The organism is Arthrobacter sp. SAFR-023, assembly GCF_051965295.1.
Lineage (GTDB): Bacteria > Actinomycetota > Actinomycetes > Actinomycetales > Micrococcaceae > Arthrobacter.
On the sequence record NZ_JBQCMF010000005.1, the window covers coordinates 201,604 to 227,384 of the forward strand.

The 25,781-nt window shown below is 67.0% G+C and carries 23 protein-coding genes; 7 read left to right on the plus strand and 16 right to left on the minus strand.

The annotated features are described in order from the left end of the window. Positions 1-241: 241 nt before the first annotated feature. Positions 242-2,344 (plus strand): hypothetical protein, encoded by a 2,103-nt coding sequence (locus ACTHQX_RS07810; protein WP_440156467.1) that lies wholly within the window; start codon positions 242-244, stop codon positions 2,342-2,344. 85 nt (positions 2,345-2,429) lie between these two features. On the opposite strand, the gene ACTHQX_RS07815 is transcribed toward ACTHQX_RS07810, so the two are convergent. From ACTHQX_RS07815 to ACTHQX_RS07855, 9 genes are all read right to left on the minus strand, one after another. Next, positions 2,430-3,524 carry an ABC transporter permease gene (locus ACTHQX_RS07815; protein ID WP_440156465.1) on the minus strand — a complete coding sequence of 365 codons (1,095 nt, stop codon included), beginning with the start codon at positions 3,522-3,524 and terminating at the stop codon, positions 2,430-2,432. Then, positions 3,514-4,239: an ABC transporter ATP-binding protein gene (locus tag ACTHQX_RS07820; protein WP_440156463.1), complete on the minus strand. Its 726-nt coding sequence runs from the start codon at positions 4,237-4,239 to the stop codon at positions 3,514-3,516. Before ACTHQX_RS07820 ends, ACTHQX_RS07815 begins: the two co-directional genes overlap by 11 nt. Before the next feature lie 57 nt (positions 4,240-4,296). Then, positions 4,297-5,430, minus strand: a complete 1,134-nt coding sequence (locus tag ACTHQX_RS07825; protein WP_440156678.1) for an ABC transporter substrate-binding protein — start codon at positions 5,428-5,430, stop codon at positions 4,297-4,299. 146 nt (positions 5,431-5,576) lie between these two features. Further along, on the minus strand, positions 5,577-6,743 hold the full coding sequence (locus ACTHQX_RS07830) for an RtcB family protein (RefSeq protein WP_440156461.1): 1,167 nt from the start codon (positions 6,741-6,743) through the stop codon (positions 5,577-5,579). A gap of 149 nt (positions 6,744-6,892) precedes the next feature. Continuing rightward, positions 6,893-8,314: a sulfate adenylyltransferase subunit 1 gene (locus tag ACTHQX_RS07835; protein ID WP_236804673.1), complete on the minus strand. Its 1,422-nt coding sequence runs from the start codon at positions 8,312-8,314 to the stop codon at positions 6,893-6,895. Beyond that, positions 8,314-9,261, minus strand: a complete 948-nt coding sequence (gene cysD / locus ACTHQX_RS07840) for a sulfate adenylyltransferase subunit CysD (protein WP_102971351.1) — start codon at positions 9,259-9,261, stop codon at positions 8,314-8,316. The genes ACTHQX_RS07835 and cysD overlap by 1 nt, the downstream gene beginning before the upstream one ends. Continuing rightward, positions 9,258-9,968, minus strand: a complete 711-nt coding sequence (locus ACTHQX_RS07845; protein WP_440156459.1) for a phosphoadenylyl-sulfate reductase — start codon at positions 9,966-9,968, stop codon at positions 9,258-9,260. Before ACTHQX_RS07845 ends, cysD begins: the two co-directional genes overlap by 4 nt. Then, complete coding sequence (locus ACTHQX_RS07850; protein WP_236804675.1) at positions 9,965-11,704, minus strand: nitrite/sulfite reductase; 1,740 nt, start codon at positions 11,702-11,704, stop codon at positions 9,965-9,967. Before ACTHQX_RS07850 ends, ACTHQX_RS07845 begins: the two co-directional genes overlap by 4 nt. A gap of 144 nt (positions 11,705-11,848) precedes the next feature. Continuing rightward, complete coding sequence (locus ACTHQX_RS07855) at positions 11,849-12,649, minus strand: sirohydrochlorin chelatase (protein WP_440156458.1); 801 nt, start codon at positions 12,647-12,649, stop codon at positions 11,849-11,851. A gap of 60 nt (positions 12,650-12,709) precedes the next feature. Here ACTHQX_RS07855 and ACTHQX_RS07860 point away from each other — a divergent pair, with 60 nt between their 5' ends. After that, positions 12,710-13,381, plus strand: a complete 672-nt coding sequence (locus ACTHQX_RS07860; RefSeq protein ID WP_236804678.1) for a trimeric intracellular cation channel family protein — start codon at positions 12,710-12,712, stop codon at positions 13,379-13,381. 14 nt (positions 13,382-13,395) lie between these two features. Next, the gene (locus tag ACTHQX_RS07865; RefSeq protein WP_440156456.1) at positions 13,396-13,818 is read left to right on the plus strand and encodes a hypothetical protein; all 423 of its coding nucleotides are present in this window, start codon (positions 13,396-13,398) and stop codon (positions 13,816-13,818) included. Between the two features lie 106 nt (positions 13,819-13,924). Here the strand turns inward: ACTHQX_RS07865 and ACTHQX_RS07870 are convergent, their stop codons facing one another. The 5 genes from ACTHQX_RS07870 to ACTHQX_RS07890 all read right to left on the minus strand — a co-directional run bounded on the left by ACTHQX_RS07870 (position 13,925) and on the right by ACTHQX_RS07890 (position 18,420). Next, complete coding sequence (locus tag ACTHQX_RS07870) at positions 13,925-14,182, minus strand: endonuclease domain-containing protein (protein WP_440156454.1); 258 nt, start codon at positions 14,180-14,182, stop codon at positions 13,925-13,927. A gap of 165 nt (positions 14,183-14,347) precedes the next feature. Continuing rightward, positions 14,348-14,764: a type IV toxin-antitoxin system AbiEi family antitoxin domain-containing protein gene (locus ACTHQX_RS07875; RefSeq protein WP_440156452.1), complete on the minus strand. Its 417-nt coding sequence runs from the start codon at positions 14,762-14,764 to the stop codon at positions 14,348-14,350. 415 nt (positions 14,765-15,179) lie between these two features. Further along, the gene (locus tag ACTHQX_RS07880) at positions 15,180-16,280 is read right to left on the minus strand and encodes a polyprenyl synthetase family protein (protein WP_440156450.1); all 1,101 of its coding nucleotides are present in this window, start codon (positions 16,278-16,280) and stop codon (positions 15,180-15,182) included. A gap of 9 nt (positions 16,281-16,289) precedes the next feature. Further along, positions 16,290-17,636: a geranylgeranyl reductase family protein gene (locus ACTHQX_RS07885; RefSeq protein WP_440156448.1), complete on the minus strand. Its 1,347-nt coding sequence runs from the start codon at positions 17,634-17,636 to the stop codon at positions 16,290-16,292. Positions 17,637-17,640: 4 nt separating this feature from the next. Then, the gene (locus ACTHQX_RS07890) at positions 17,641-18,420 is read right to left on the minus strand and encodes a demethylmenaquinone methyltransferase (RefSeq protein ID WP_440156676.1); all 780 of its coding nucleotides are present in this window, start codon (positions 18,418-18,420) and stop codon (positions 17,641-17,643) included. Between the two features lie 122 nt (positions 18,421-18,542). On the opposite strand from ACTHQX_RS07890, the gene ACTHQX_RS07895 reads away from it, so the two are divergent. The 4 genes from ACTHQX_RS07895 to ACTHQX_RS07910 all read left to right on the plus strand — a co-directional run bounded on the left by ACTHQX_RS07895 (position 18,543) and on the right by ACTHQX_RS07910 (position 22,582). Further along, positions 18,543-19,865, plus strand: coding sequence for an isochorismate synthase (locus ACTHQX_RS07895; protein ID WP_440156447.1), 1,323 nt, complete (start codon positions 18,543-18,545; stop codon positions 19,863-19,865). Between the two features lie 206 nt (positions 19,866-20,071). Further along, positions 20,072-20,878 (plus strand): ABC transporter substrate-binding protein, encoded by an 807-nt coding sequence (locus ACTHQX_RS07900; RefSeq protein ID WP_440156446.1) that lies wholly within the window; start codon positions 20,072-20,074, stop codon positions 20,876-20,878. Between the two features lie 97 nt (positions 20,879-20,975). Further along, the gene (locus tag ACTHQX_RS07905) at positions 20,976-21,767 is read left to right on the plus strand and encodes an amino acid ABC transporter permease (protein ID WP_236804690.1); all 792 of its coding nucleotides are present in this window, start codon (positions 20,976-20,978) and stop codon (positions 21,765-21,767) included. 11 nt (positions 21,768-21,778) lie between these two features. After that, the gene (locus tag ACTHQX_RS07910) at positions 21,779-22,582 is read left to right on the plus strand and encodes an amino acid ABC transporter ATP-binding protein (protein WP_236804692.1); all 804 of its coding nucleotides are present in this window, start codon (positions 21,779-21,781) and stop codon (positions 22,580-22,582) included. Between the two features lie 112 nt (positions 22,583-22,694). Here ACTHQX_RS07910 and ACTHQX_RS07915 read toward each other — a convergent pair whose 3' ends face one another. Together ACTHQX_RS07915 and menD are read right to left on the minus strand one after the other, a co-directional pair. Beyond that, positions 22,695-23,645: a hypothetical protein gene (locus ACTHQX_RS07915; RefSeq protein WP_440156444.1), complete on the minus strand. Its 951-nt coding sequence runs from the start codon at positions 23,643-23,645 to the stop codon at positions 22,695-22,697. Between the two features lie 177 nt (positions 23,646-23,822). Next, complete coding sequence (gene menD / locus ACTHQX_RS07920; RefSeq protein ID WP_440156673.1) at positions 23,823-25,502, minus strand: 2-succinyl-5-enolpyruvyl-6-hydroxy-3-cyclohexene-1-carboxylic-acid synthase; 1,680 nt, start codon at positions 25,500-25,502, stop codon at positions 23,823-23,825. Positions 25,503-25,781: the final 279 nt, after the last annotated feature.

Below are 25,781 nucleotides of genomic sequence, written 5' to 3' on the forward strand. Positions count from 1 at the left end.
TGTGTTACGGGCCCGGCCAACGGCGCGGAAACACCAGTTCACGCAAGGTAATGCTGCGTCACATTGGAACAGGTTGTTAGCGTGCCGCCGTCGCCGGACTACCGGAACGGAAATGTCTGTGACCGGCCCTACAATAACTGGGATCGGGATCTCCGATCGGTCTCAAGTCGGTCTCAACATGGGGGAAGGGGACTCGTTGTCTCTGCATGAAAACGTCCGTTCGCGGACGCGCCCTGGTCTTTTGACCAGGAGCATTGCCACAGCCGGCAGCATCGCGCTGCTTGCCGGACTTCTGATGGCTCCGGCAGCACAGGCGCTGCCGATGGAAACAGGCGCAGTCACGGAGCCCGCACCGGCTCCGGTTGATTCGGCCCCGGCCGATTCCGTGCCGGAAGAAACAGTTCCGGCGGCCGAGGTAACACCGGCGGAAACCGTGCCGGTCGAGGTAACACCGGCGGAACCGCTGCCCACGGAAGTGACGCCGGCCGCTCCTGAAAACCTCAGCATTCCTGTTATTGAGGGGGACCCCGTCGTCGGCGGCACCCTTTCCTCCACAGGAGGTCAGTGGAGCGGGGATGCAGGCTGGATCCAGTACAGCTGGATCATCGACGGCGTTCCCGTCCAGACCGCCGGTCATCCGGTTGGCGAAGCGGATGTCCTGCACCTCGTCCCGGCGATGGCCGGCAAGAGCGTCCAGCTCACGGTTCTGGCGTCGTCGGAGGCCACAGCTCCCGGAACCGAAGCATCAGCAGCGGCCGTCACAGTGCGCACGGCCGCCTTCACGGGCGTTGCCTGGAGCACCCTCGTGACCGGCAGGCCGGCCGTCGGACAGGATCTGTCGTTGAGCGCCCCCCAGTGGGACAACTCAGCCGCCGACGGTGCCGTGACCTACCAGTGGTTCCGCGGCACCTTGGCTATCGAGTCGGCTACCTCCCCGCGCTACACAGTCACAGCCGCCGATGTTGGGGAGAAGCTGTGGGCGAAGATGACCCTGTCCGCCCCGGGCTTCACCTCGGTGGAGCTCTCCTCCGGTCAGGTCACCGGTGTCACTGCGACCTTCATAACCGCACCGGTGCCCACCGTCAGCGGAACCGCCCGCGTGGGCCAGGTGCAGACGGCCAACGCCGGCACGTGGGCTCCCGGCGGCGCGGTGCTGTCCTACCAGTGGTACCGCGGAACGGCCGCCATCACCGGCGCGGTCGCCCGCACTTACACCACCACAGCGGCCGACTACGGGAAGGCCGTCAAAGTGCGGGTCCGGGCAACCAAAGCCGGCTTCGTAACGCTGGACAAGGTCTCCGCCGCGCGCACTATTGCAGCCGGGACGATTGTTGCAACCAAGTCCCTGAGCGTAGTGGGAACCCACCGGTACGGCCAGACTGTGAAGGTATCCCAGGGTTGGCCTGCCGGCACCACCATCCGCTACCAGTGGTACCGGAACGGCGTGGCAGTCAGGGGCGGCACCGGGTATGCCCTCTACCTCAACACCAGCTACATCGGTGCACGGGTGAACGTGAAGGTCACGGTCTCCAAGCCCGGCTATGCAACACGGTCGGTCACCACGGCAACCCGCACAGCTGGCAAGGCACTTATCACCCTGAGGACGGCGCCCAGGGTCACCGGCGGAACGTCGCTGGGCTCCACCCTGACCGCCAACGTTGGCACCTACTCCCCCGCGCCGTCGGCCTACGCATACCAGTGGTACCGCAATGGCGCCACGATCTCGGGCGCGCGCTACCGCACGTACCGCCTCAACGCCGCCGACAATGGCAAGTCGCTCTCCGTGCGGGTCTGGGTAAGCAGGACCTACTACGAGACACGGGCAGTTGGCAGTGCCGCCGTGAGACTCCCGGTATGGGCTGTGACAGTGCTCCGCGGCGACGGCACGTACCGGGTCGGGACCCAGATCAAGCCGGGGCTGTACAAGGCGACTGGAACAGGCAACGGCTGCTATTGGGAACGGCTCAGCGGCTTCTCCGGCAGCTTCAGCCAGATCAAGGCCAACTACTTTGGCTCCGCCCGGACATACGTTCAAATCCTTCCCGGGGACGTCGGGTTCCGGTCAAGTGGTTGTGGCGCCTGGACGACGGTCCCTTCCACGGGGGCACGGGCAACGAGCATCACCAAAGACGGAATCTACCGGGTAGGCATCGACATACTGCCGGGCGACTATGACGGATACGGATCCGGCAGTTCCTGCTACATGGCGCTGCTGACGGGCTTCGGCGGAACCCTTGACGACATCTACGACAACTACTTCGGTTCAGCCTCGGTTATCGCGACCGTTCCGTCCTGGGCCAAGGGTTTCGAAGTCCGCGGCTGCGGCACGTTGATTCGGGAGTGACAGTGACCCGCCGCTGACTCATAGGACAGCAGAAAGCCCGACGGCGAGTATCGCCGTCGGGCTTTCTGGTTCAGTGCCGAGGTGGTTAGCGGGTGCTGCCTGCCAGGAGGCCGCGGCGCTGGAGCAGGCGCTTTTCGATCGGTGCGAACACCAGGAGTTCGATCAGGATGCCGACCGCCAGGATCAGGAGGATCGCGGACATCACGATGGTCATGTCGGCGAGGTCGCGGCCCTGGTTCAGCATGGAGCCTAGGCCGAAGCCGATGGTGCCGCCCACCGCGATGATCTCAGCGGCCATGAGCGAACGCCAGGAGAAGGCCCAACCCTGCTTCAGGCCGCTGAGGTAGCCCGGAAGTGCGGCGGGGAGGATGATCTGCACTGCCATCTGCAGCCGCGACGCGCCCAGGACGGTGCCCACGCTGCGGTACTGCGGCGGGATCTGGTCCACACCGGAGATCAGGCCGTTGATGATGGACGGGATGGCGCCCATGAACACCACGAAGTACACCGTGGCGTCGGTGAGGCCGAACCAGATGATGGCGGCCGGCACCCAGGCCACCGACGGCAGAACCTGCAGGCCGGAAATCAGCGGCCCGAACGCCCTGCGCAGCGGCGCCACCTGGGCCAGGAGCAGCCCGACCGGTGTGGCGATCGCGACGCTGATCAGGAACCCCAGAAGCCCGCGCTGCAACGATGTCCAAACGGCCTCCTGCAGCGACCCCTCGGCCCACAGCGTGCCGAACTGCTCCAGCACATCCATGGGACCGGGCACCTGGTCGCGGCGCTTGAGGCCCAGCGAGACATAGAACTGCCAGATGATGATCAACACCACGACCGCGGCGACCGGCAGCAGGATCCGGCTCCACTCGATGCGCGCCTTGCGAACCGCATCCGACTGCAGCGAGTCCAGCCCGGACTCGAGTTCTCGCAGGTCCGCCGAGCCGGTGGAGGACCGGGTCAGCGCCGCGTGGATTTTCTCACCGGTGGAGGACACAGCGCCGGATGCCGCCCAGGGAGTGGCATCTGAGGCATCGCCCGAGGGACCCGACGCGAGCTCGCGAGCGTTGGGAAGGCCGTTGCCGCTGTCGGAGCGGGACGCAATGCTGCCTGCAGCATCGCCGTCCCGCGAAGGGGCGGGGGCGGCATCCGGCGCGGAGTCAGAAAGAAACTTACTTGGCATGGCGGCGGATCTCCTCTCGCAGCCGGGCGGTGATGACCCCGGTCAGCTGCCCGGCAAGACCGGCGTCGGTACGGTGTTCTTCGGTGACTTCCCATTCCTGCACCACGCGGCCGGGGCGGGACGACAGCAGCAGGACGCGCTGGCCCAGGCGGACAGCCTCGCGGACGTTGTGGGTCACAAAGACGATGGTGCGCCCGGTTTCCTTCCAAATCCGCTCGAGTTCGTCGTGCAGCAGGTCGCGGGTGATGGCGTCCAGCGCCGCAAACGGCTCATCCATGAGCAGCAGCTGGCGGTCCTGTGCGAGCGAGCGGGCCAGCGCCACGCGTTGGCGCATGCCGCCGGACAGCTCGTGCGGACGCCGGTCCGCGGCCTCGGCCAAGTGGACCAGTTCCAGCAGTTCGGCCGCCTTGACGCGCCCCTCCGCCTTGCCCACGCCGCGCAGCTTCAGCGCCAGCTCCACGTTCTCGCGGGCAGTGAGCCACGGGAACAGGGCAGAGTCCTGGAACATGAAGGCGGCGCCGTCGCTGGGCACCTCCAGGGCGCCCGACGTCGGGAGCTCCAGTCCCGCCATGATGTTCAGCAGGGTGGACTTGCCACAGCCGGACGCACCGAGGAGGGCGACGAACTCGCCCTTGCCGATGGTGGCGTTGACGTCGTCCAGCACCGGGGCGCCTTCGCCGAAGCGCTTGCCCAGGTTCTCCAGTACGACTGGCATGGTCCCGTCCTTTGTTTTCGAGGTGCAGTAAATGCGGCGGTGCAGATGCGGGGCGGGCTAGTCCCGGCCCAGCCCTGCAGCCGAGGTTATTTCCGTGGACACTGCGTTCAGCGCCCGGAGGTCGAAGAGGCCGCTGAGGTCGGCCTGCTTGGTGGTGCCGGCATCCACACCGTCCTGCAGAAGCTTCTTGTAGGTTCCCGCCAGCGGGTCCACGGTGAAGACGATGTTTTTCAGCGAGCGGTCAATGACATTCTGCGCCAGTGCCTTGCCGGCGTCCTGTTTGAGGGCGGCGTTGACGACGGCGGACTTCTCGGCGGACGGGGTGTCATGGAGCCACTTCACGGCTTCGACATGGCCTTTGAGCAGGGCCTCGACCGTCTGCGGGTGCTCGGCGGCGAACTTCTTGTTCACGATCAGGATGGTGGTGGGGAACTCGCCCGGCTTTCCGGTCAGCGACCCGTCCCACAGGTCCTTCTCGTCCACCAGGACCTTCGCCCCGGCCTGCAGCACCAGACGGGACGCCCACGGCTCGGGCAGCCACGCGCCGTCGAGCTTGCCGTCCTGGAACAGCTTCAAAGTCTGGGCGTTCTCGGTGGGGTTGATGGCAACGTCCCCGCCGCCGTCGGGAGTGGTCTTGTAACCCTGCTTGCCCAGCCAGGCGCGGAGCGCCACATCCTGGGTGCCGCCCAGCTGCGGGGAGGCCAGGGTCTTGCCCTTGAGGTCGGCCGCGGACCTGATCTCCGGCTTCACCACGAGCTGCGCGCCGCCGGAAGCCGCCCCGGCGATGACGCTGACGGACTCGCCCTTGCTCTTGACGAAGGAATTGATGGCCGGGTTCGGACCGATGTAGGTGGCGTCGATCGCGCCGGCGTTCAGCGCCTCGATGGCGGCCGGACCGGCGTTGAACACCTGGGTGCTGAGCTTGGTGCTGCCCAGGTTCTTGGCAATGAGGCCTTGCTTCACTCCGACGAGCGCCGGTGCGTGGGTGATGTTTCCGAAGTAGCCCAGCTTCAGCTCCGCCGCCGGGGTTCCGGCCCCGTCCGTGGCCGCCGAGGCATTCGAATCCCGGGCCACCGCCGACGCAACAACCGCTCCAACACTGATCAGCAGGACCAGGCCGACGGCCAGTGCGACTTCCAGGGCGCGGCGGCGCTTGGGCGTCTGGCTTTCGCCGGCCACAATGCGGGTCATGCCCGGCCTGGAAGTACTCATGGATTCACCATAGGGACTGGCATAAACACGGTTCAACGGAGCGGAAACCCGGGGTCACGCACGTTCATGCAGCGTCACATTCAGCCACAAAATCGGCTTGCCCGTGCGCCCTTAAGATTTCAGGGCTAATCCCCCTTGACATTAACAAGCTGGCGCAGCCGGTGCCGTACCTTCACGAGGTCCGCGGCGTCGTGCATGACCTGGTCGATGGGCTTGTAGGCGGCCGGGATCTCGTCGATGAACGCCTCGGTGGCCCGGAACTCGATGCCGTGCATGGCCTCCTTCAGCTGGGCCAGCGAGAACGTCTTGCGCGCCGCGTTACGGGAATACTCCCTTCCGGCACCGTGAGGCGAGGAGTTCAGGGAAGCGGTGTTGCCGAGTCCCTCCACCACGTAGGAGGCTGTCCCCATGGACCCCGGGATCAGGCCGGGGTCACCGGCTTCGGCCTTGATGGCGCCCTTGCGCGACACCCAGACCGACTTTCCGTAATGCGTTTCCTGCTGGGTGAAGTTGTGGTGGCAGTTGATCCGCTCCGTCTCCTTGACCGTTCCGCCGACCCAGTCACCGAACTGCCGGATCACGCGGTCCATCATCTCCTCGCGGTTCAGCAGGGCGAAGTGCTGGGCCCAGCGCAGCTCCTTGATGTACCGCGTGAATTCCGGTGTGCCCTCCTCCAGGTACGCGAGGTCCGGGTCCTCCAGGGTGATGCGCTTGTCCCTTGCGACTCCCTGCGCCACCCTGATGTGGTGCTGGGCGATCTTGTTGCCGATCCCCCGGGAGCCGGAGTGCAGGAACAGCCAGACGGCGTCCGTCTCGTCGGTGCACACCTCAATGAAGTGGTTGCCGGAGCCGAGTGAGCCAAGCTGCAGGTCCCACTTCGCCACATACTGCGCCGGGTTGAACCCCGCCTTTTCGGCGCGCCTGTGCAGGTCGGCGATGCGCGGCTCCGCGGTGGCCGTCACTTTGCGGTTGTTGTGACCGGCGGACAGCGGAACGGCACGCTCGATGTTCTCGCGCAGCGGCTTCCGGTCCCGAGGCAGGTCTTTGAGGGAGTATTGGGTCCGTACCGCGATCATGCCGCAGCCGATGTCCACGCCGACGGCGGCCGGAATGATCGCGCCGAGCGTCGGGATGACGGACCCCACCGTTGCGCCCTTGCCCAGGTGCGCGTCCGGCATCAGTGCCAGGTGCGGGTAGATGAAGGGCAGCCGGGAGGTGGTGAGGGCCTGCTCGCGGGTCTTGTCGTCCAGGATCGATGCCCAGTTGATGAGCCGGCTGGTGATGGATTCCATGCTTCGCCTCCCACTGACGATCATGGTGGGCGGGATGCCGGGTGGCAAGGGCAGGCGGCTGACCCGGCTGAACCCTGAACTCGCCGGAACGCAGCGAGGCCGCCGTATCTCTACGGCGGCCTCGCAGGTTTCCGGCGAATTCGGCGGGATCAGATCGAGTAGCGCTCGTCCTCGTGGTCGCCCGGGTGGTCCTTGACCAGGCCGGCGGCGAGGGTGTTGCCGTCGAGCGGGTCGATCACCAGGAACGCGCCCGTGCGGCGGTGGTGCAGGTAGTTCTCGAGCGGCAGCGGGGCGGCGAGCCGGAGCTGCGCGTGCCCGATGTCGTTGAGCTCCAGGCTGGAGGCACCCTCGAGGTTGAAGGTGGCCAGGTCCAGCTTGCCGTTGACGCTGCGGACCAGGGCCTGCACGGTGCGGGTGCCGTGCTTGACCAGGACCTTGGCGCCCTCGCGGAGCGGCTTCGGGGACAGCCAGCACAGCTGCGCGTACAGGTCGGCGGTGCTTTCGCGGACAGTGCCGGCGGCGGCGATGGTGTCACCGCGGGCGACGTCGAACTCCTCGGCCAGCCGGATCGCTACCGACTGCGGGGCGGTGGCTTCTTCCAGCGAGGCGCCGGCGAAGTCGATGCCGGTCACGGTGGTGGTCCGCGGGTCCTGGCCGGGGGTCAGCACACTGACCTTGTCCCCCACCTTCACAGAGCCCTCGGTGATCTGCCCAGCGTAGGCGCGGTAGTCGCGGTACTCTTCGACGTCGAGCCCGCCGGCAACAGCGTCCGGTGCCAGTGCGCCCTGCGGCCGGATCACCAGCTGCACCGGGAAGCGGAAGCTCTCCAGGTGGCTCTCGAGCTCGTCGGCGGCGGGCAGAGTCTCGAGCACCTCGAGCAGCGCCGGGCCGGTGTACCACGGGGTGCGCTCCGAGCGCTCCACCACGTTGTCGCCGTCGAGCGCCGAAACGGGAACCACCAGCAGGTCGGCGATCCCATCGGAGCCCAGGCCCAGCTCACGGCCAACCTTTTGAACGTCGGCCTCGATCTCACGGAACACGGACTCGCTGAAGTCCACCAGGTCGATCTTGTTCACGGCCACGATCACGTGCGCAACGCGCAGCAGCTGCAGCACGGACAGGTGCCGGCGGGTCTGCTCCAGGACACCCTTGCGGGCGTCAATGAGTACGACGACGGCATCCGCAGTGGACGCGCCGGTCACCGTGTTCTTGGTGTACTGAACGTGCCCGGGGCAGTCCGCGAGGATGAAGCTGCGGCGGTCCGTGGCGAAGTAGCGGTAGGCCACGTCGATGGTGATGCCCTGCTCGCGCTCGGCACGCAGGCCGTCGGTCAGCAGCGCCAGGTCGATGCCGCCAGCCGAACCGCCGAAGCCGCGGTCCGAGGACGTGCGGGCAACAGCCTCGAGCTGGTCAGCGAGGATGGCCTTGGAGTCGTGCAGGAGGCGGCCCACCAAAGTGGACTTCCCGTCGTCGACCGATCCGGCGGTGGCGAAGCGGAACAGCGAAGCGGACGCGAGCGGGGCCTCGTCCAGGAGCGCCGCGGCGCGGGCGGTGTCAATGTCGGTAGTCATTAGAAGTAGCCGTCCTTCTTGCGGTCTTCCATGGCGGCCTCAGAGATGCGGTCATCCGCACGGGTGGCGCCACGTTCGGTGATGGTGGAGGCGGCAACTTCGATCACGACGTCGCGCACGGTGGCGGCGGCCGATTCGACGGCGCCGGTGCAGGACATGTCACCGACGGTCCGGTAGCGGACGGTCTTGGTGATGACTTCCTCGTGCGGCAGCGGCTGGGACACCTCGCCCACCGCACGCCACATGCCGTCACGGGCGAAGACCTCGCGGTCGTGGGCGTAGTACAGGCCCGGAAGTTCGATGTTTTCGCGCTCGATGTAGCGCCACACGTCCAGCTCGGTCCAGTTGCTGATGGGGAAGGCACGGACGTGCTGGCCCACGGTGTGCCGGCCGTTGTACAGGTTCCACAGTTCGGGGCGCTGGTTGCGCGGGTCCCACTGGCCGAACTCGTCGCGCAGGCTCAGGATGCGCTCCTTGGCGCGGGCCTTGTCCTCGTCGCGGCGGCCGCCGCCGAAGACGGCGTCGAACTTGTTGGACTGAATGGCGTCCAGCAGCGGGACGGTCTGCAACGGGTTGCGGGTGCCGTCGGCACGCTCGGCCAGCTCGCCGCGGTCGATGAACTCCTGCACGGAGCCGACGACGAGCTTCAGGCCCAGCCGCTCAACGGTCCGGTCGCGGAAGTCGATGACCTCGGGGAAGTTGTGGCCGGTGTCCACGTGCAGCACCGGGAAGGGGACCTTGCCCGGCCAGAACGCCTTGGTGGCCAGGTGCAGCATGACTACGGAGTCCTTGCCGCCGGAGAACAGCAGCGCCGGCTTCTCGAACTCGGCCACAACCTCGCGGATGATGTGGATCGCTTCGGATTCGAGGGTGTCCAGGCTGGAGAGGCGCGTGGATTCAGCGGCGTCGGTCACCAGGGTGGGCTCCTCAGTAATGAAAGTGCTCATACGTGTAGTCCGCATTCTGTCTTGTTGGTTCCTGCCCAGCGGCCGGCGCGGGGGTCCTCGCCGGCGGCCACCTTGCGGGTGCAGGGCTGGCAACCGATGGAGGGGTAGCCCTGGGACAGGAGCGGGTTGACGGGCAGGAGGTTGTCGTCGGAGTACTGGACCAGCTGGTCGAACGTCCAGGCGGCCATCGGGTTGACCTTGACCAGGCCGTTGGCTTCGTCCCAGGTCACCAGCGGCGTGTTGGTGCGGGTGGGGGCCTCGTCGCGGCGGACGCCGGTGAACCAGAGTTCGTAGCCGGCGAGCGTGCGGCGGAGCGGGGCCACCTTGCGGAGGGCGCAGCACTGCGCGGCGTCACGGGCGAACAGGTCCTTGCCCAGGAGCCGGTCCTGCTGCTCCACGGTGTTCTCCGGGAGTACCTCAACCACGTTGACGCGGAGGTTCGCGGCCACCTCATCGCGCGTGGCGTAGGTCTCCGGGAAGTGGTAGCCGGTCTCGAGGAACAGGACGTCGACGCCGGGAAGCTGGTCGGCAACCAGCGCCGGCAGGACGGCGTCGGCCATGGAGCAGGCGACGGCGACGGCGGGCATGTCGAAGTTGCGCTCCACCCAGGCGATGACGTCGCGGGCCGGGGCGTCCCAGCCGAGCTCGGCGGCGCCGGCCTCGGCCAGAGCCTTCAGCTCTTCGGCGGAGCGGAGTGCGGTGGTCACTGGAGTGCCTCCTCGTCAGCTGCGTGGGCCCACTCGGCGAAGGTCTGGCCTTCGGCACGGTCGGCGACGAACTTGCGGACAACACGCTCGACGTAGTCGGGCAGGTCGGCGACGTAAACCTTCAGGCCGCGGACGGTGCGTCCCAGGCCGGCCTCGTCGCGTTCAACGGAAGCCAGCCCGCCGCCCAGGTGGACCTGGAAACCCGGGGTGGGGTCGCCGTCGGGCGTGGGAAGCATCATGCCCTTGAGCCCGATGTCCGCGGTCTGGATGCGGGCGCAGGAGTTGGGGCAGCCGTTGATGTGCAGCGACAGTGCTTGCGGGAGCTGGCCGCTGTCCGCGAGGTCGGCGAGGCGGCGTTCCAGCTCGGCGACGGCGGTGGCCGCGGTGACCTTGGTTTCCACGATGGCCAGCTTGCAGTATTCGATGCCGGTGCAGGCGATGGTGCCACGGCGGAACACGGACGGGCGGGCAGACAGGCCCAGGGCGTCGAGTTCGGCCACAAGCGGCTCCACCTCGTCCTTGGGAACGTCCAGCACCACGAGCTTCTGGTGCGGGGTGGTGCGCAGGCGGTAGGAGCCGCGGGCCTCGAGGGTGTCGGCGAGCTTGACCAGCTGCGCTCCGGAGAGGCGGCCGGCAATGGGGGTGGCACCGATGAAGAACTTGCCGTCCTTCTGCTCGTGCACGCCCACGTGGTCGCCCGGGGTGGAGGGCTTGGGCGCGGCAGGGCCATCAGCCAGCTTGTAGCCGAGGTATTCGTCCTCAAGGATTTGGCGGAACTTCTCCGGACCCCAGTCGGCCATGAGGAACTTCAGGCGGGCCTTGGTGCGCATGCGGCGGTAGCCGTAGTCACGGAAGATGCTGGTGACGCCGAGCCACACGTCCGCGGCCTGCTCCGGCTTGACGAAGGCGCCCAGGCGCTTGCCCAGCATCGGGTTGGTGGAGAGGGCGCCGCCGGCCCAGAGGTCGTAGCCGATGCCGAGTTCGGGGTGCTTGACGCCAACGAGGGCGAAGTCGTTGATCTCGTGCACCACGTCCTGGCTGGGGTGGCCGGTGATGGCGGTCTTGTACTTGCGCGGCAGGTTGGACAGCAGCGGGTTGCCGATGAACCGCTCACCCAGCTCTTCGATGAGCGGGGTGGGGTCAATGATCTCGTCCTTGGCGATGCCGGCCACGGGCGAGCCGAGGATGACGCGCGGAACGTCGCCGCAGGCTTCGGTGGTGGACAGGCCGTTGCTCTCGAGGCGGCGCCAGATCTCCGGAATGTCCTCGACGCGGATCCAGTGCAGCTGGATGTTCTGGCGGTCCGTGAGGTCCGCGGAATCGCGTGCGAAGTCCACGGAAATCTGGCCGATGACGCGCAGCTGCTCGGTGGTCAGCGCGCCGCCGTCGATGCGGACGCGGAGCATGAAGTACTTGTCCTCAAGCTCGTGCGGCTCCAGGGTTGCGGTCTTGCCGCCGTCGATCCCGGGCTTGCGTTGGGTGTACAGGCCCCACCAGCGGAAGCGGCCGTGCAGGTCCTGGCCGGGGATGGCGTCGAAGCCTTCCTTGGCATAGATGGACTCGATACGCTCGCGGACGTTGAGGCCGTCGTCTTCCTGCTTCCAGGTTTCGTTGGCGTTCAGCGGGGTGGTTCCGTCCACCTTCCACTGGCCGTGAGGCTTGGCGGCGGGTCGGGAGGCACGGGCTGGGCGCGCGGGCTTGTCCGTGGCCGCTCCGGCTAGAGCTGTATCAGTCATGCATCGACTGTAGGGCCGCCCCGAAATACGTCACAAAGGCCCGGAAATGCTAAGTCACCTAAGGAAACATTTCGTCATGACTCGCCGGGAGGCCTTGAACGGCGCCGTCGGCTGTGCTTCGGACGGCTGTGGCTCCCCCGCTTTTCAGGACCTGACGGCGTGGGCCGCCAGCGCGGCGTCGTACCGTTCCAGCGCGATCTCCGCGAGCACCGGCGAGGGCAGCAGCGGCTCGGTCACCAGGTCCGCCCCGGCCTTGGCGAGCTGGTCGTGGAAGAAGCCCGGCGCAAGGAGGTACGAGGCCACCACCACGCGGCCGCCAACGCTCACGCCCCCGGCCGACTCCCCCGCCCCGGCGCCGCCCGCGGCTTCCTCGCGGAGCATGGCGACGGCTTCCGGCACGGACGGCTTGGCCGAGGCACCGTACGCCGGGACGATCCGGTTGGAGCGCAGGGCCCTCAGCTGGTCAGCCAGTTCCTCGACGCTGACCGCGGCGTTCGGGTTGGACGATCCGGCGGCGGCGAGCACGATCGCGTCGTTGTCCGTAACCCCGGATTCCCGCAGCCGCTGGTCCAGCAGGGCGGCGAGGCGCGGGTCGGGTCCCAGCGGACCCGCGGCCGCGGTGCCCGGCCGGCTCTTGACGGCCTTCGCGATATCCACCTTGACGTGGTAGCCCACGCTGAGCAGCAAGGGCACGACGACGGCGGAAATACCGGCGGCCGGCTCGCCGGCGGCAGCACCGCCGTCGGCCGCTGCAACAGAGCCGGGGTCCGCCGGGAGCCCGGCCACCACGTCCACCAGATCGGGCTGCTGGACGTCCACATAAGCTTCGCGGACGTCGAGCCCCGGACGCAGCGCGGCGATGGCGTCGCGGAGGGCGTTGACCTCGGCGGCTCCTTGCGCGTTGGAGGTCCCATGGGCACAGGCGATCAGGATCGGGCTATTCATAGGGGCTAGCGTAACGTTGGAGCTGCACTGTCCGCCCCTTGAAATATGCCGGGACGCTCCATGACATTCTCTTTTGACATCGCCCTGGCATGGCTGGACCTGGCCGGCATCTTCTTTTTCGCGGTGTCCGGATCGCTGCTCGCCGCGCGGAAGCAGTTCGACCTCCTCGGGTCCCTGCTGCTCGCCTCCCTGGTCTCGTTGGGCGGCGGTGTGATCCGCGACATCATCCTCAACTCCGGCCCGCCCGCCGCGTTCAGCAACCCGGCCTACCTGGTGCCGCCGCTGCTGGCCACCGGGCTGGTGTACTTCCTGTTCTCCAGCGTGCAGCGCTACACCTCGCTCCTCACCCTGTTCGACGCCGCCGGCCTGGCCCTGTTCTGCATCACGGGGACACTCAAGGCGCTTTCCTTTGGCATGAATCCCACTGCGGCCGTCCTGCTTGGGGTCACAACCGCGGTGGGCGGCGGCCTGCTGCGCGACATCACCGCCAATGTGGTGCCCCAGCTATTCGATGCCCGGGATCTGTACGCGCTGCCCGCCTTCCTGGGCGCCGGACTCACCACAGTCCTCTGGCTGCTGGGTGCGTTCAACGCCCTCTCGGCATTCGCCGTGGCGGCCCTGGTCTTCGCGTTCCGGGTGGTGGCCTGGCGCCGGTCATGGCGCATCCCGCTGGCTGTCCGCGGGTGGCACCGGCTGGGCTTGGAACCCGGCAATTCGAGGGGCCGGGATTAGCTAGGATAAGAGCCATGACTGACATGTTCCTCGAGAAGTTCCGTGCGCTTGTTCCGAAGTATCTCGAAGACGAATGGCAGGAAGAGGACGGGCTGTCCGCCGAGGAACTGGACGCGGAGCTCGCCGACCACAAATTCACCATCCCCCTGGTACTGCGCGAGTTCTACCTTGCATTGGGCGGGTGCGAGGACCTCATGGAGGCCTACCACTACTTCTGGGACCCCGAGGAACTCGAGGTGGACGACGAAGGCTTCCTTATGTTCCTTGAGGACGAGGAAGAAAACTTCACCTGGGGCTTCCGCACGGGCGACCTGAGCGTCCCCGACCCCATCGTCTACCGCCGGAACAACGCCCGCGGCCAGTGGAAGAGCGAGGAAGGCACCTTCTCGGAATTCGTCTTCGACATGTTCGAGTGGGCCTTCACCGACGAGGACTAGTTCCTGCTGGGCCGTCGTGACCCTGTTTGACCCCGTCCGGGCCGCGACTCGCCGCTTTCGTCGGCGTGTCGCGGGGCTCCCGGCCGCAAAGTAGGTCACGACGGCGTCACTCTGGAGCAAACCTGCCCAGTGCCCGCAGCTGGAGTACCGCACGGACCTCTTCCACCATCGCCTCGGGGTGATACACCACGTCGTCGTAGTAATAGCGGAGCGTGAGAAAGCCCCCGCGCATGCCGGAGTTGTTCCTCCGGTGATCCTTCTTAACCTGGCGGGGTTCAAAGTGCGTAGACCCGTCCAACTCCACCACGAGGCATTCCTCAACCAGGCAGTCAACCTCGCCCACCCCGGGCAGGGGAACATGCATTCGGACTTTGAGTCCGGCCCGGACAAAGTGCGCATGGGCCAGCACCTCCAACACGGAGTCTGATCGCGGAATCAGCAGACCCAGCACCGCGCGGGCGCGGCCATTCCTGTTCCCAATGAGTTTGTCCCTCAGGAAGTCGGCGGATATCTCGCCCCGACCGGTGGCTTACTGTACCAGCGCGAGCGCTTCAAGCTCCGGGAGGCACCTCAGCGCATGCAGTAGCACGTCGGCCAAACCCGCCACCGGAAAGCCGGGTGGGGTTGGGTGCCCACATGGTGCGTGGTCAATGATCCCGGGCTTGGGCACCCCGTTGCCGCAACTCAGGTGAACCTCGCCGGGCGGGTGAAGGGCCCACAGGCTGTAGAAGGGGGCCGCCGACACGCACGTGAGCCTGCCGTTCGCCCTAAAGGCGGCCAGGACGCCGTCGTCCGCGGTGTGCAGTGCGTAGACTCCCCGCAGCGGCCGGTACAGTTGCCCGGAATCCACGGCAGCCTCAATGGCGGGACGGCGGAACCCGGCACGCAGCAGATCGCCCCTTTTGGCCGCTCCCCCGCGGCGAACCAGATATTTCTCAAGGTCCATCGCTCCACGGTGCGCGCGCCCGGGGCCGTTGGGGAGCCGCAGGTTTGCCTATGTGCACAAAGCAGACACGGTCCGTCATGACCCGTTTTCACAGCGGGCTCCTAAGTACGCCGCATGTTGACGGCGTGTCTTCCAGGGCGGGTGACCAAACAGGGTCAGGACGGCGGGCCTCGAAGGAGTGAGCGCTGTGACACGCCGCTTAACAAGAGATTTGTGGATGTGACAAACCTGTCATAGAGTGTTTCTCGGATCCACTGAATGCCTCCGGTGGATCTGATGCGAACGGAGAGACGGCCCCGGTTCCGCGCAGCGTTTGACTCATTTACGCTGCAGGGAAACGGGGCCGTTCCGTTTAAGCCGGATAAGCCAGAAGGGCCCGGCACCTCACGGATACCGGGCCCAAAGCGATGCCAAGTTAGCTGGCGCGGTCCACCACGGCATGCGCGAAGCTGGACAGCGAGGCCTTCACAACACCCTCGGGCAGCGGGGCCAGCGCGGCGATGGCCTCGGCCGCCCACGCGCGGGCCACTACCCAGGACTCCGCCGCGACGGGGTGCTCGCGCAGCCCGGCGACGGCTTCGGCGAGGGCCTCATCCGAGGAGAGGTCGCCGTCGATCAGCTTGAGAAGTTCGACGGCGGACTGGTCACCTTCCGCCGCGGCCTTACGGAGCAGCAGCACAGGCAAGGTGGGAACGCCTTCACGCAGATCCGTGCCCGGGGATTTGCCGGATTTGACCTTGACACCCGTGACGTCGATAACGTCGTCGGCAAGCTGGAAGGCGACGCCCACCTTCTCGCCGTACTCCACCAGGATGTTCTCGTAGGCCTCGTCGGCGCCGGAGAAGATAGCGCCGAACTGGCCTGAGGCCGCCACCAGTGAACCGGTCTTGTCCGCGATCACGGACAGGTAGTGCTCCACCGGGTCCTCGTCCGGGCGCGGCCCCACGGTTTCGTGCAGCTGGCCGAGGCACAGCCGCTCGAAGGTGCGGGCCTGGATGCCGAGCGCGCGGCCGCCCAGCTCGGACACGAGGATGGACGCGCGGGCGAAGATCAGGTCGCCGGTGAGGACGGCCACTGAGTTGCCCCAGACTTCGTGGGCCGTGGGGGCGCCCCGGCGGAACGGCGCTGAGTCCATCACGTCGTCGTGGTACAGCGTGGCCAGGTGAGTCAGCTCAACGACGACGGCGGCCTGCACCACGGAGGGCAGCGACGCGTCACCCAGGTGGGCGCAGAGCAGAGTCAGCAGGGGGCGGATGCGCTTGCCGCCGGCTTCCACGAGGTGACGCGACGTTGCGTCAGCCAGGGGGTCGGAGTTGGCGATGGCTTCGCGGAGTTTCTTCTCCACCCGGGCCAGATTGGTGGTGAGGGCAGGACCCAGGTCGGGGTCTTCCGCGATGGCCGCGAAACCTGCCGGCAGCTGCAGTCCGGTGGCGATGGCAGTGGTGTTGAGGCTGGGTTCGGAGTCCGGCAGGCCATGCCCGGCGTGCGTCCAGCTGTGGTTCGCGGAGTTGGTCACGGGTTAACCCTAACTTTTTGTTGCGGAAACCGCTGATTTGGAGCCGGAGGGGGCAAGGACGGAGGTGTTGGAGGTGGCCGGGACCAGCAGTTCGAGGAGGCGGATCACGCGGTCTTCGAAGCCCTTGGCCGACGGGTCGGTCAGGTTGGCCAGCAGCCGGACCACGAAGCGCATCAGCACCGGAATGGGCATCCCGGTCCGCAGCGCCAGCTTCATGACAGCGGGCTTGCCGATCAGCGCGGCGAAGGCACGCCCCAGCGTGAAGTGGGATCCCCACTGTTCACGCACATAGTCCGCGTACCCCGAGAGGCGGGCGTCGGCGTCGGACGCGTTCCAGCCCCCGGAGGCGGGCCGGCTGCAAGCAGACCCACTGGCGTCAATGATGAACTCGGCCGCGAAGCGGGCGGACTCCATGGCGTAGGAGATACCCTCGCCGTTGAACGGGGACACCATCCCGCCGGCGTCGCCGAGGAGCAGCAGGCCGGGCGAGTAGTGCGGGGTGCGGTTGAAGCCCATGGGCAGGGCGGCGCCGCGGATCTCCCCCACCTGGTTCTCCGGGGTGAAGCCCCACTCGGCGGGCATGCCGGCGGTCCACTCGCGGAGCACCTGCTTGTAGTCCAGCTTGCCGAATTCCTTGGAGGAGTTGAGGATGCCGAGGCCCACGTTGGAGGTGCCGTCGCCGACGCCGAATACCCAGCCGTAGCCGGGCAGGAGCTTGCCGTCGCGGCCGGGAAGTTCCAGCCAGCCTTCCATCCAGTCGTCGTCGTGCCGCGGCGAGGTGAAGTAGGTGCGGACGGCGACGCCCAGGGGCCGGTCGTCGCGCTTCTGGATGCCGAGGGAGACGGCGGTGCGGGTGGAGTTGCCGTCGGCAGCAAGCACGACGTCGGCGCTGAAGTCGAGCGTCTCCCCCGTCTTCCGTCCGGACTCGTCCAGGATCGCTGCGCGCGCACCGGTCACCCGGCCGTCACCGTTGCGGAGCGCCTCCGTCACGCTGTGGCGTTCCAGAACAGTGGCGCCGGCCGCCTGCGCGTGCCGGGCGAGTTCCTCGTCAAAACCCAGGCGGGTGCGGATCAGGCCGTACTGCGGGAAATCGGACACCTCGGGCCACGGAAGTTCGATGCTGCGGCCGCCGGCGAGCAGGCGCAGCCCCTTGTTCCGGCGCCAGCCGTCCTGTTCAGGGTGCGGCAGGCCCAGCTTCTGGATCTCGCGGACAGCCCGCGGAGTGAGGCCGTCGCCGCACACTTTTTCGCGCGGAAAACTGGTTTTCTCCAGGACCGTGACCTCGATGCCGGCTTTGGCGAGGTAATACGCGGCGGTGGATCCGGCGGGACCCGCGCCAACAATCAGTACTTTCACAGTGTCAGCGGGCGGTCCGCGGGAGGTTGCGGCGCAGTTTGGCCACCGGGCCGGTGTGGGCTGCGATGGCTTCCGCCGAGCCGTTGCCCGTGCGGGGCTTGTGGGCACGGTGGACGGCCACGATGCCGCCGCTCAGGTTGCGGTAGGTGACATCTTCCCAGCCGGCGTCCTGCAGCCATGCGGCGAGGTTGTCCTGGTCCGGCCAGGCCCGGATGGACTCGGCGAGGTAGACGTACGCATCCGGGTTGGAGGACACCTTGGTGGCAATGGCCGGCAGGGCGCGCATGAGGTACTCGGTGTACATGGTGCGCCACAGCGGAACGACGGGCTGGGAGAACTCGGCGATGACCAACTTGCCGCCCGGCTTGGTCACCCGGAGCATCTCGGCCAGGGCCTTCTTGGGCTCGTTGACGTTGCGCAGGCCGAAGGAGATGGTGCTCGCATCGAAGACGTTGTCGGCGAAGGGCAGGTTGGTGGCGTCACCGGCGATGAAGTCGATGTCGGGGCGGCGGCGCTTTCCGACCTTGAGCATGCCGAGGGAGAAATCGCAGGCCACCACGTCTATGCCTGCATCGGCATATGGCTCGCTGGAGGTTCCTGTTCCGGCGGCCAGGTCCAGTACCCGCTGGCCGGCCCGCACGTCCATGGCTTCGACCACAACCTTGCGCCACCGGCGCGTCTGCCCCATCGAGAGGACATCGTTGACGACGTCGTATTTGGGTGCGACGTCGTCAAACATCGTGGCTACTTCGTCCGGACGCTTATCCAAGGATGCTCGGTTCACCATGTCATTGTCTCAAAAGTTCCGCAGGCTCCGTGACACGGCCGCCGCCGGGCGTGGTGGCCCGGCTGGGTTACTGCGAATCACCGTGGGGCCCAAGTGATTCAGAGTAGTGTTGACCCATCATGACCAGCACGCTCCGCACCCTGACAGTCCCTTTGGATGGAGACTCGGCTCCCGAGGGGCTGCCGTCGTATCTGGTCCGCGATGACGTTCTGTGCTGGACCCGGCGCGAGGCCGGCCTGGTGGGCTTCGGCGAGGCGGCGCGCTTCACCGCCACGGGCCCCGAGCGGTTCCTCGAGGCGGACATCTGGTGGCGCCACCTGGTCATCGAGGCAGACATCACCGACCATGTGGAATGCCCCGGCACCGGCCCGGTGGCGTTCGGGTCCTTCGCATTCTCCAAGGCTTCAGACCACCAATCCCGCCTGATCGTGCCGGAGATCGTGGTGGGCGTCCGGGACGGCCGCGCCTGGCTCACCCAGATAAAGGCCGACGACGGCGAACTCACCGAGGCGGGCGCGTTCGCCGCCCTGAAGGGGTGGCTGGAGTCGGACCCGGCCGACGCCGTCGTACTTCCGGACCCGCCCGCGCGTCCGGATCAGACCACGCTGAAAACCGGATCCCTCAGCGAAGAGGACTGGATGGCCGCCGTCACCGCCGGCGTCGCCGAGATCCGCACCGGGAAACTGGAGAAGCTGGTGCTGGCCCGGGACGTCGTAGCGACGGTCCCCGAGGGCGTGAACGCCGCCGAGGTACTGCGACAGCTGGCCGGCCGGTACCGGGAATGCTGGACCTACGGCGTGGACGGCCTCGTGGGGGCGACGCCAGAAATGCTGATCCAGGTGGAGGGCCGCACGGCCCAGGCCCGGGTGCTCGCCGGGACGCTGGACCGCCGGGACGCCGTGGGCGAGGCCGGGCTGCCGCTGGAGTATGCCGAGCGGGTCCTGGCCGGCTCGGAGAAGCAGCGGCACGAGCACGAGATCGCCATCCAGTCGCTGACCACCCAGCTCGCACCCTTCTCCGAGGCCATGAATGCGCACGACGAGCCGTTCATCCTGGAGCTGCCCAACGTGTGGCATCTCGCATCCGACGTTAAGGCCGAGCTCGCCGAGGTTGAGGGCCACGTCCCCACCTGCCTGGCGCTGATCAATGCGCTCCACCCCACTGCCGCCGTGTGCGGCACGCCAACGCAGGTTGCGGGGGCACTGATCCGGAAACTCGAGCACCTGGACCGGGGACCATATGCCGGGCCGGTGGGCTGGCTTGACGCGGCGGGCAACGGCGAGTGGGGCATCGCGCTGCGCGGCGCCGTGATCGAGACCCCCACTACCGTTCGGCTATATGCCGGGTGCGGCATCGTCGAGGGATCGCAGCCGGAGGCGGAGCTGGCGGAGACGTGGGCCAAATTCCGGCCGATGCTGGAGTCGCTGGGGATCAGCAGCTGATTCGCTCCGGGCGGACATCTGCGCACCCTTTGACCGAGCCCAGCGCGTCCGGGATCCCGGACAGGCCTAAGATTAAAGCCCTTGAAAAACGCTGTAGTTTAGTTATCAAATAGTGAAACTTAGTTTTCTGTGATGCACATCTCCTCTTCGGCGATACACTATGAACCGATTTAGTTCCGCATACCCCTGCAACAAAAGGTAATCAAATGCAGCTCATGTCCCGTGCCACGGCCAAATTCAGCGCCAAGGCAGCCGCAATCCTCGCCGTCGGGGCCATCAGTCTCACCGCTTGCGGCGGCGGAAGCTCCACCCCGGCTGCCACCAGCAGCAGCGGCGTGCAGCTCATCAATGCCGGAAAGCTCACCATCTGCTCCGACGTCCCCTACGAGCCCTTCGAATTCCAGAAGGATGGCAAGATCGTGGGCTTCGACATGGACATCGCCGGCGAACTGGCGAAGGACATGAAGGCCGAAGTCAACGTGGTGGACAGCTCCTTCGAGGCCATCGAGACCGGCACCGCACTCACCGGCTGCGACGTCTCCATCTCCTCCGTTTCCATCACGGATACCCGCAAGGCCCTCATGGACTTCTCCGACCCCTACCTGAACGACGACCTGACCCTCGTGGCATCCGAGGCCTCCGGCATCACGAACATCGACGGCGCCAAGGGCAAGAAGGTTGGCGTCCAGCAGGCCACCACGGGGGCCAAGTACGCCAAGGACAAGGGCCTCGACGCGCAGCAGTTTGAGGACACCGGCCTCCTGGTCCAGGCCCTCAAGGCGGGCACCATCGATGCCGCCCTGGGCAACCAGTCGGTCCTCGGGTACGCCATCAAGGATGACTCCAAGTTCAAGCGGGTCGAGAACTACGCCACCGGGGAAAAGCTCGGCATCGCGGTCAAGAAGGGCAACACCGCCATGCTCGACCAGGTCAACACGACGCTGAAGCGCCTGACCGACGACGGAAGCCTCAAGAAGTTCGAGACCAGCTGGTTCGGCGAAGCCACCAAGTAGCCGGCGCGCCTGACACCTACGCGGCAGGGGCCTCGTCCGGGATCTGTTCAACAGTCCGTGCGAGGCCTCCACTGCGCAAAACGAATGTGAGTACACCATGGCAATGACCGCACGACAGCGGGCCAGAGTAAGTCTGTACGTCCAGGCAGGGATTTTTGTTGTGGCCGTGGCCGCACTGATCCTGGCCACCGACTGGAAGACCCTCACCACCAACGTCTTCAACTTCGGCAAGATCGGCCCGATGTTCCCGGACATCTTCTTCTCGGGCCTGAAAAACACCCTGATCTACACGTTCCTGGGGTTCGTCGTGGGCCTGTCCGGGGGCCTGCTGCTGGCCCTCATGAAGCTCTCCAGCTTCCCGTTGTACCGCTGGATCGCCACCGGTTACATCGAATTCTTCCGCGGCATCCCGGCGCTGCTGGTCTTCATCGCCTTCGGCTACGGCGTTCCCCTGGCGTTCGGTGTCCAGTGGAACGTGGCCGTCGTGGTGATGGTTTCGCTGGGCATGGTGGCGGCCGCCTACATCGCCGAGACACTTCGTGCCGGGCTGCAGGCCGTGCCCAAGGGCCAGACGGAAGCCGCGCGGTCGCTGGGCATGCCGCAGTGGCGCGCCATGGTCACGATCGTCATCCCGCAGGCCTTCAGGATTGTCCTGCCGCCGCTGACCAACGAGGTCATCCTGCTGACCAAGGACTCCTCGCTGATCTACGTGCTGGGCCTGACGGCGGCACAGTACGAACTCACCAAGTTCGGCCGCGACGGCATTTCCAGCCTCGGTGCAGGGCTCACCCCGCTCCTCGTGGCGGGTGCGTTCTACCTCGTGGTCACCATCCCGCTGAGCCTCCTGGCCCGGAAGTTCGAAAGCCGCTCCGCGCGGACCAAGCGTTAGGCAGGGAAGTCATGAACGACGTCGAAATTCACTCCCGCACCCAAAGCGGGCGCGTCCACGCCGCCGGTGTGGCCATCAAGGGCCTGCGCAAGTCGTACGGCTCCAACGAGGTCCTCAAGGGCATCAGCCTGGACGTCGCACCGGGCGAAGTGGTGTGCCTCATCGGCCCGTCAGGTTCCGGCAAGTCCACCCTGCTGCGGTGCGTCAATCTGTTGGAGCAGCCGAATGAAGGCAGCGTCCACGTGGGCGGCTTCGATGCCACGGATGCCGACGTGGACATCGACAAGATGCGCCGCAAGGTGGGCATGGTGTTCCAGCAGTTCAACCTGTTTCCGCACCTGAACGCGCTGCGCAACTGCACGATCGCCCAGACCAAGGTGCTGAAGCGCCCGCAGGCAGAAGCCGACAAGATCGCCCGGGCCAATCTTGAGCGCGTGGGGCTCGGCCACCTCGCCGACCGGTTCCCGGACCAGCTCTCCGGCGGCCAGCAGCAGCGTGTGGCGATCGCCCGCGCGCTGAGCATGGACCCGGAGCTGATGCTTTTTGACGAGCCCACCTCCGCCCTCGACCCTGAGACGGTCGGCGACGTGCTCTCGGTCATGCGGAACCTGGCCAAGGAAGGCATGACCATGCTGGTGGTCACGCACGAGATGGGCTTCGCCCGCGAAGTCGCGGACCGCGTGGTGTTCATGGACGGCGGCGTAGTGGTCGAGGAGGGCGTGGCCGAGCAGGTCATCGGCTCCCCCACCCAAGGCCGCACCAAGGAATTCCTCCGCCGCGTGCTGGACCCGACCCACATCGAGATCGCCGAGTAGGCCACTCTTCGCTCCTGCGACGCGGGAACCGCCCTGCGACGCGCAAACGGTCCAGGGACGCTCATATCCGAGTGTCCCTGGGCCGTTTGCGCGTCCCAGCACCGTCTGCGCGTTACGCTGAGGAACGACGACGGCGCGGCACCCCGGCCGCCGACAGTTTCCGTTCAAGGTCACCAGGCAGCCAAAGGTCAGCCCACACCCATCGCACGACATTTCGGCCGGTGGCCCGGATTCGGTCCTCGCGTAGCTTCTCATCGACTACGACCTGCCCGGGCGTGCGACCGTTGAGATACTGAGGCTTCTGATACTTGGCAATGCCATCGAACTCTCCCACCGTCTGGCTACCCTCCCAGTAGAAGTCCGAGTAGCCCACGCGCCCTTTTGAATTTCGCACCTCATATTGCAGTGTCGGCGGGGCAAACCCGGACGTGTGAATGAGGCCGCGGCTATAGGACTCACCTGCGGAGTCTGCATTCTGGTCGGCGAATTCGATCGCCGTACGGACCCTTCGCTCCACTGCCGGGACGTATCGGCCGGGCAGCGCCGCGAGCAACTGCTCCTTGCAAACGGCCGGAAAACCCCGCTCGTTGTCTGGCTTGAGCACGTGATCCAATGGCACTAGTGCCTCAGCGAACGGAACGAACGCCGCGAGGTCCAGCACGGTGGTGATGCGAGAGGTGACCAGAAGCCCGTCCAGTTCCTCGACTTCAATCTTCCCGGGATCAACGAGATGCCGCCGCACGCCGGCCCGGGATCTGCCGCCGCCGTGGAACGTGGTGAGCGCATGAACCGGCTGTCCCCGCTGAATTGTAGGCACGCCCCACGGGGACGCGGCTGAGTGGTGGGAGAAGATGGTGGGCACCACGCACGTTTCTGCGGCAGCCTCGATCCGAAGCCTGTACCGCTCCGATCCTTGCAGCCCGTTCCAGTCCGCCGCATCGACGTAAACGCCCTGCCGGATGCGCACCAATCTGCCGGATTTGGCATCGGCGGACAGTGGGCGCGGGTTGGCACCGATCCGGGTCAGGTTCCTTGTCAAGATCAGCGGTGGAAGGGTCGTCATGCTGAGAGGATTCCACTGCACAGTGACCTGCTGAAAGTGCCGGCCGCCCCTATGTGCAAAAGTGTGGCTGGCGGACCATCTCCTGCCGGCCGAGGACACGGATCTGTCCTAGGGACGCCGACCCGGCTCGGGGACAGCGAAATTTGCGCGTCCCGGCACCGTATCCGCGTCGCCGGCCTAGCTGGCAAGCACCCCGGCCACGGCCGAACCCACCGCAGCCTTGATCCTGCCGTGCAGGGCACGGAGTTCATGCCGGTCCGTGCGCACCTCGATGATGGTGCGACCCGTGAACGGTGCCGCCAGCGCCTCGGCGAGTCCCGCCCTCGTACTCACCGAACAATGCCCGACGCCGTACGCCGCGGCGAGTGCCGCGATGTCCACCGAGTGCGGGGTGCCGAAGAGACGTTCGACGGCGTCCCCGTAGCCGCCGGACTCGGCGACGGCGCCGTGTTCCAGGAGGCTGAAGATGGCGCCGCCCGAGTCGTTGAGGACCACGATGCGCAGCTGCGGCTGTTCCTCGCCGGCGCCGAGGAAGAGACCGCCGGCGTCGTGCAGGAAGGTGACGTCGCCGAGCAGCAGGGTGGTTGCCTGGTGGCCGCCGAGGGCGATGCCGGTGGCGGTGGAAATGGTGCCGTCAATGCCGGCGAGGCCCCGGCTGGCGAAGACCGTGGCCGACGGCTCGGGTGCGGGCTGGCCGGCGAGGTCGACGTCGCGGATGCCGTTGGATGAACCGAGGACCAGCTGTCCGCGGGCGTGCTGCCAGACCAAGGAGCCGACGGCAGGACCGGTTGCGGCCTCTTCGGCGGAAAGTATGCCGTCGACGGCATGCTGGGCCGCGGCGCCCGCGAGCAGCCAGGCGTCGAGCCAGGCGGACGAGCCCCGGCCTGCGAACTCCGCAAGTTCGGCCAGGCTGGATATCGGCGTTTCCCGGCGCCGGCCCGGCTCGTACCAGGCGACCGGCACCGGCTCGTAGAGGGCTGCCGGGACGTCCGTCCGGGCCAGCAGCGCCGACACCGGCCGGGAAAGCGTGGGGCGCCCGAACACCACGGCACGCTCGATGGGCAGCGCCGAGTCCGGGCCGAAGTGCTCCAGCAGCAGGCGGTACGGTCCCACGGCGTTAGACCCGAAACGGGAGTTGGACGACGGCTCGGCCAGCAGCGGCAGTCCGTGGGCACGGGCAAAAGCCTCGGCGACCGGACCGGCGTCGTGCCCGGCAAGGACCACGGTGCGCCGCTCCGGGAGGTCGGCCGGGGCCGGATCGAGCGTCATGGTGAGCGGTTCGGTGCCGATCCGGAAGGTCCCGTGACCGCGCTGTTCGGGCAGCCGCTCCCCCGTCTCAGGCACCAAAGGATCACGGAAGGCGAGGTTGAGCTGCACCGGCCCCGGCGGTGTGTCCTCGAAGGCACCCGTCGCGGCGGCAAGCGATGTTTCCACCGCACGCTGCGGGCTCTGGCCGGCGGGAACGTCGACGGCGAAGCGGACGTGCTCGCCGAAGAGGTCCAACTGGACGGTGGTCTGGTTCGCGCCCGTGCCGCGCAACTCTTCCGGCCGGTCGGCCGAGACCACAATCAGCGGGACGGCGGCGTGGTTGGCCTCCATCACTGCAGGGAGGAGATTCCCGACAGCGGTTCCCGACGTCGTCAGCACAGCCACCGGCGCGCCGGTGGCCAGGGCCAGGCCGAGTGCTGTGAAGCCGGCCGAACGCTCATCGATGCGCACCAGCAGTTCAACCTTCCCCGCTGCCGAAGCCTCCGCCAGTGCGTAGGCCATGGGGGCGGACCGTGAGCCCGGGGCCACCACGACGTAGCGGATTCCGCCGGCGAGCAGCGTAGCGACGGCAATCCGTGCGGAAGCCATGGACGTCAGGGCGGGCTCGGGGTAGGCCGTGGAAGCTGCGGGCTGGGCAGCGCCGGCAGGGTCTGCAGGGGCGCCGATGGTGTTGGCGGACGGCTCAGTGGGTTCGTGCGAAGTCACCGAACCAGTCTGCCACCAACCGACGCTCCATCAGATCCTGCCGCCTAACCACAAACGCGTCCTCACATCCCGCCGCCCAACCGCCGGCGGATTCCAGCGGTCGTTGCAACACGCGTCCTAAGCTGCTGATTCTTCCAGAATTTGCTCGAGGGCTTGTGCGGG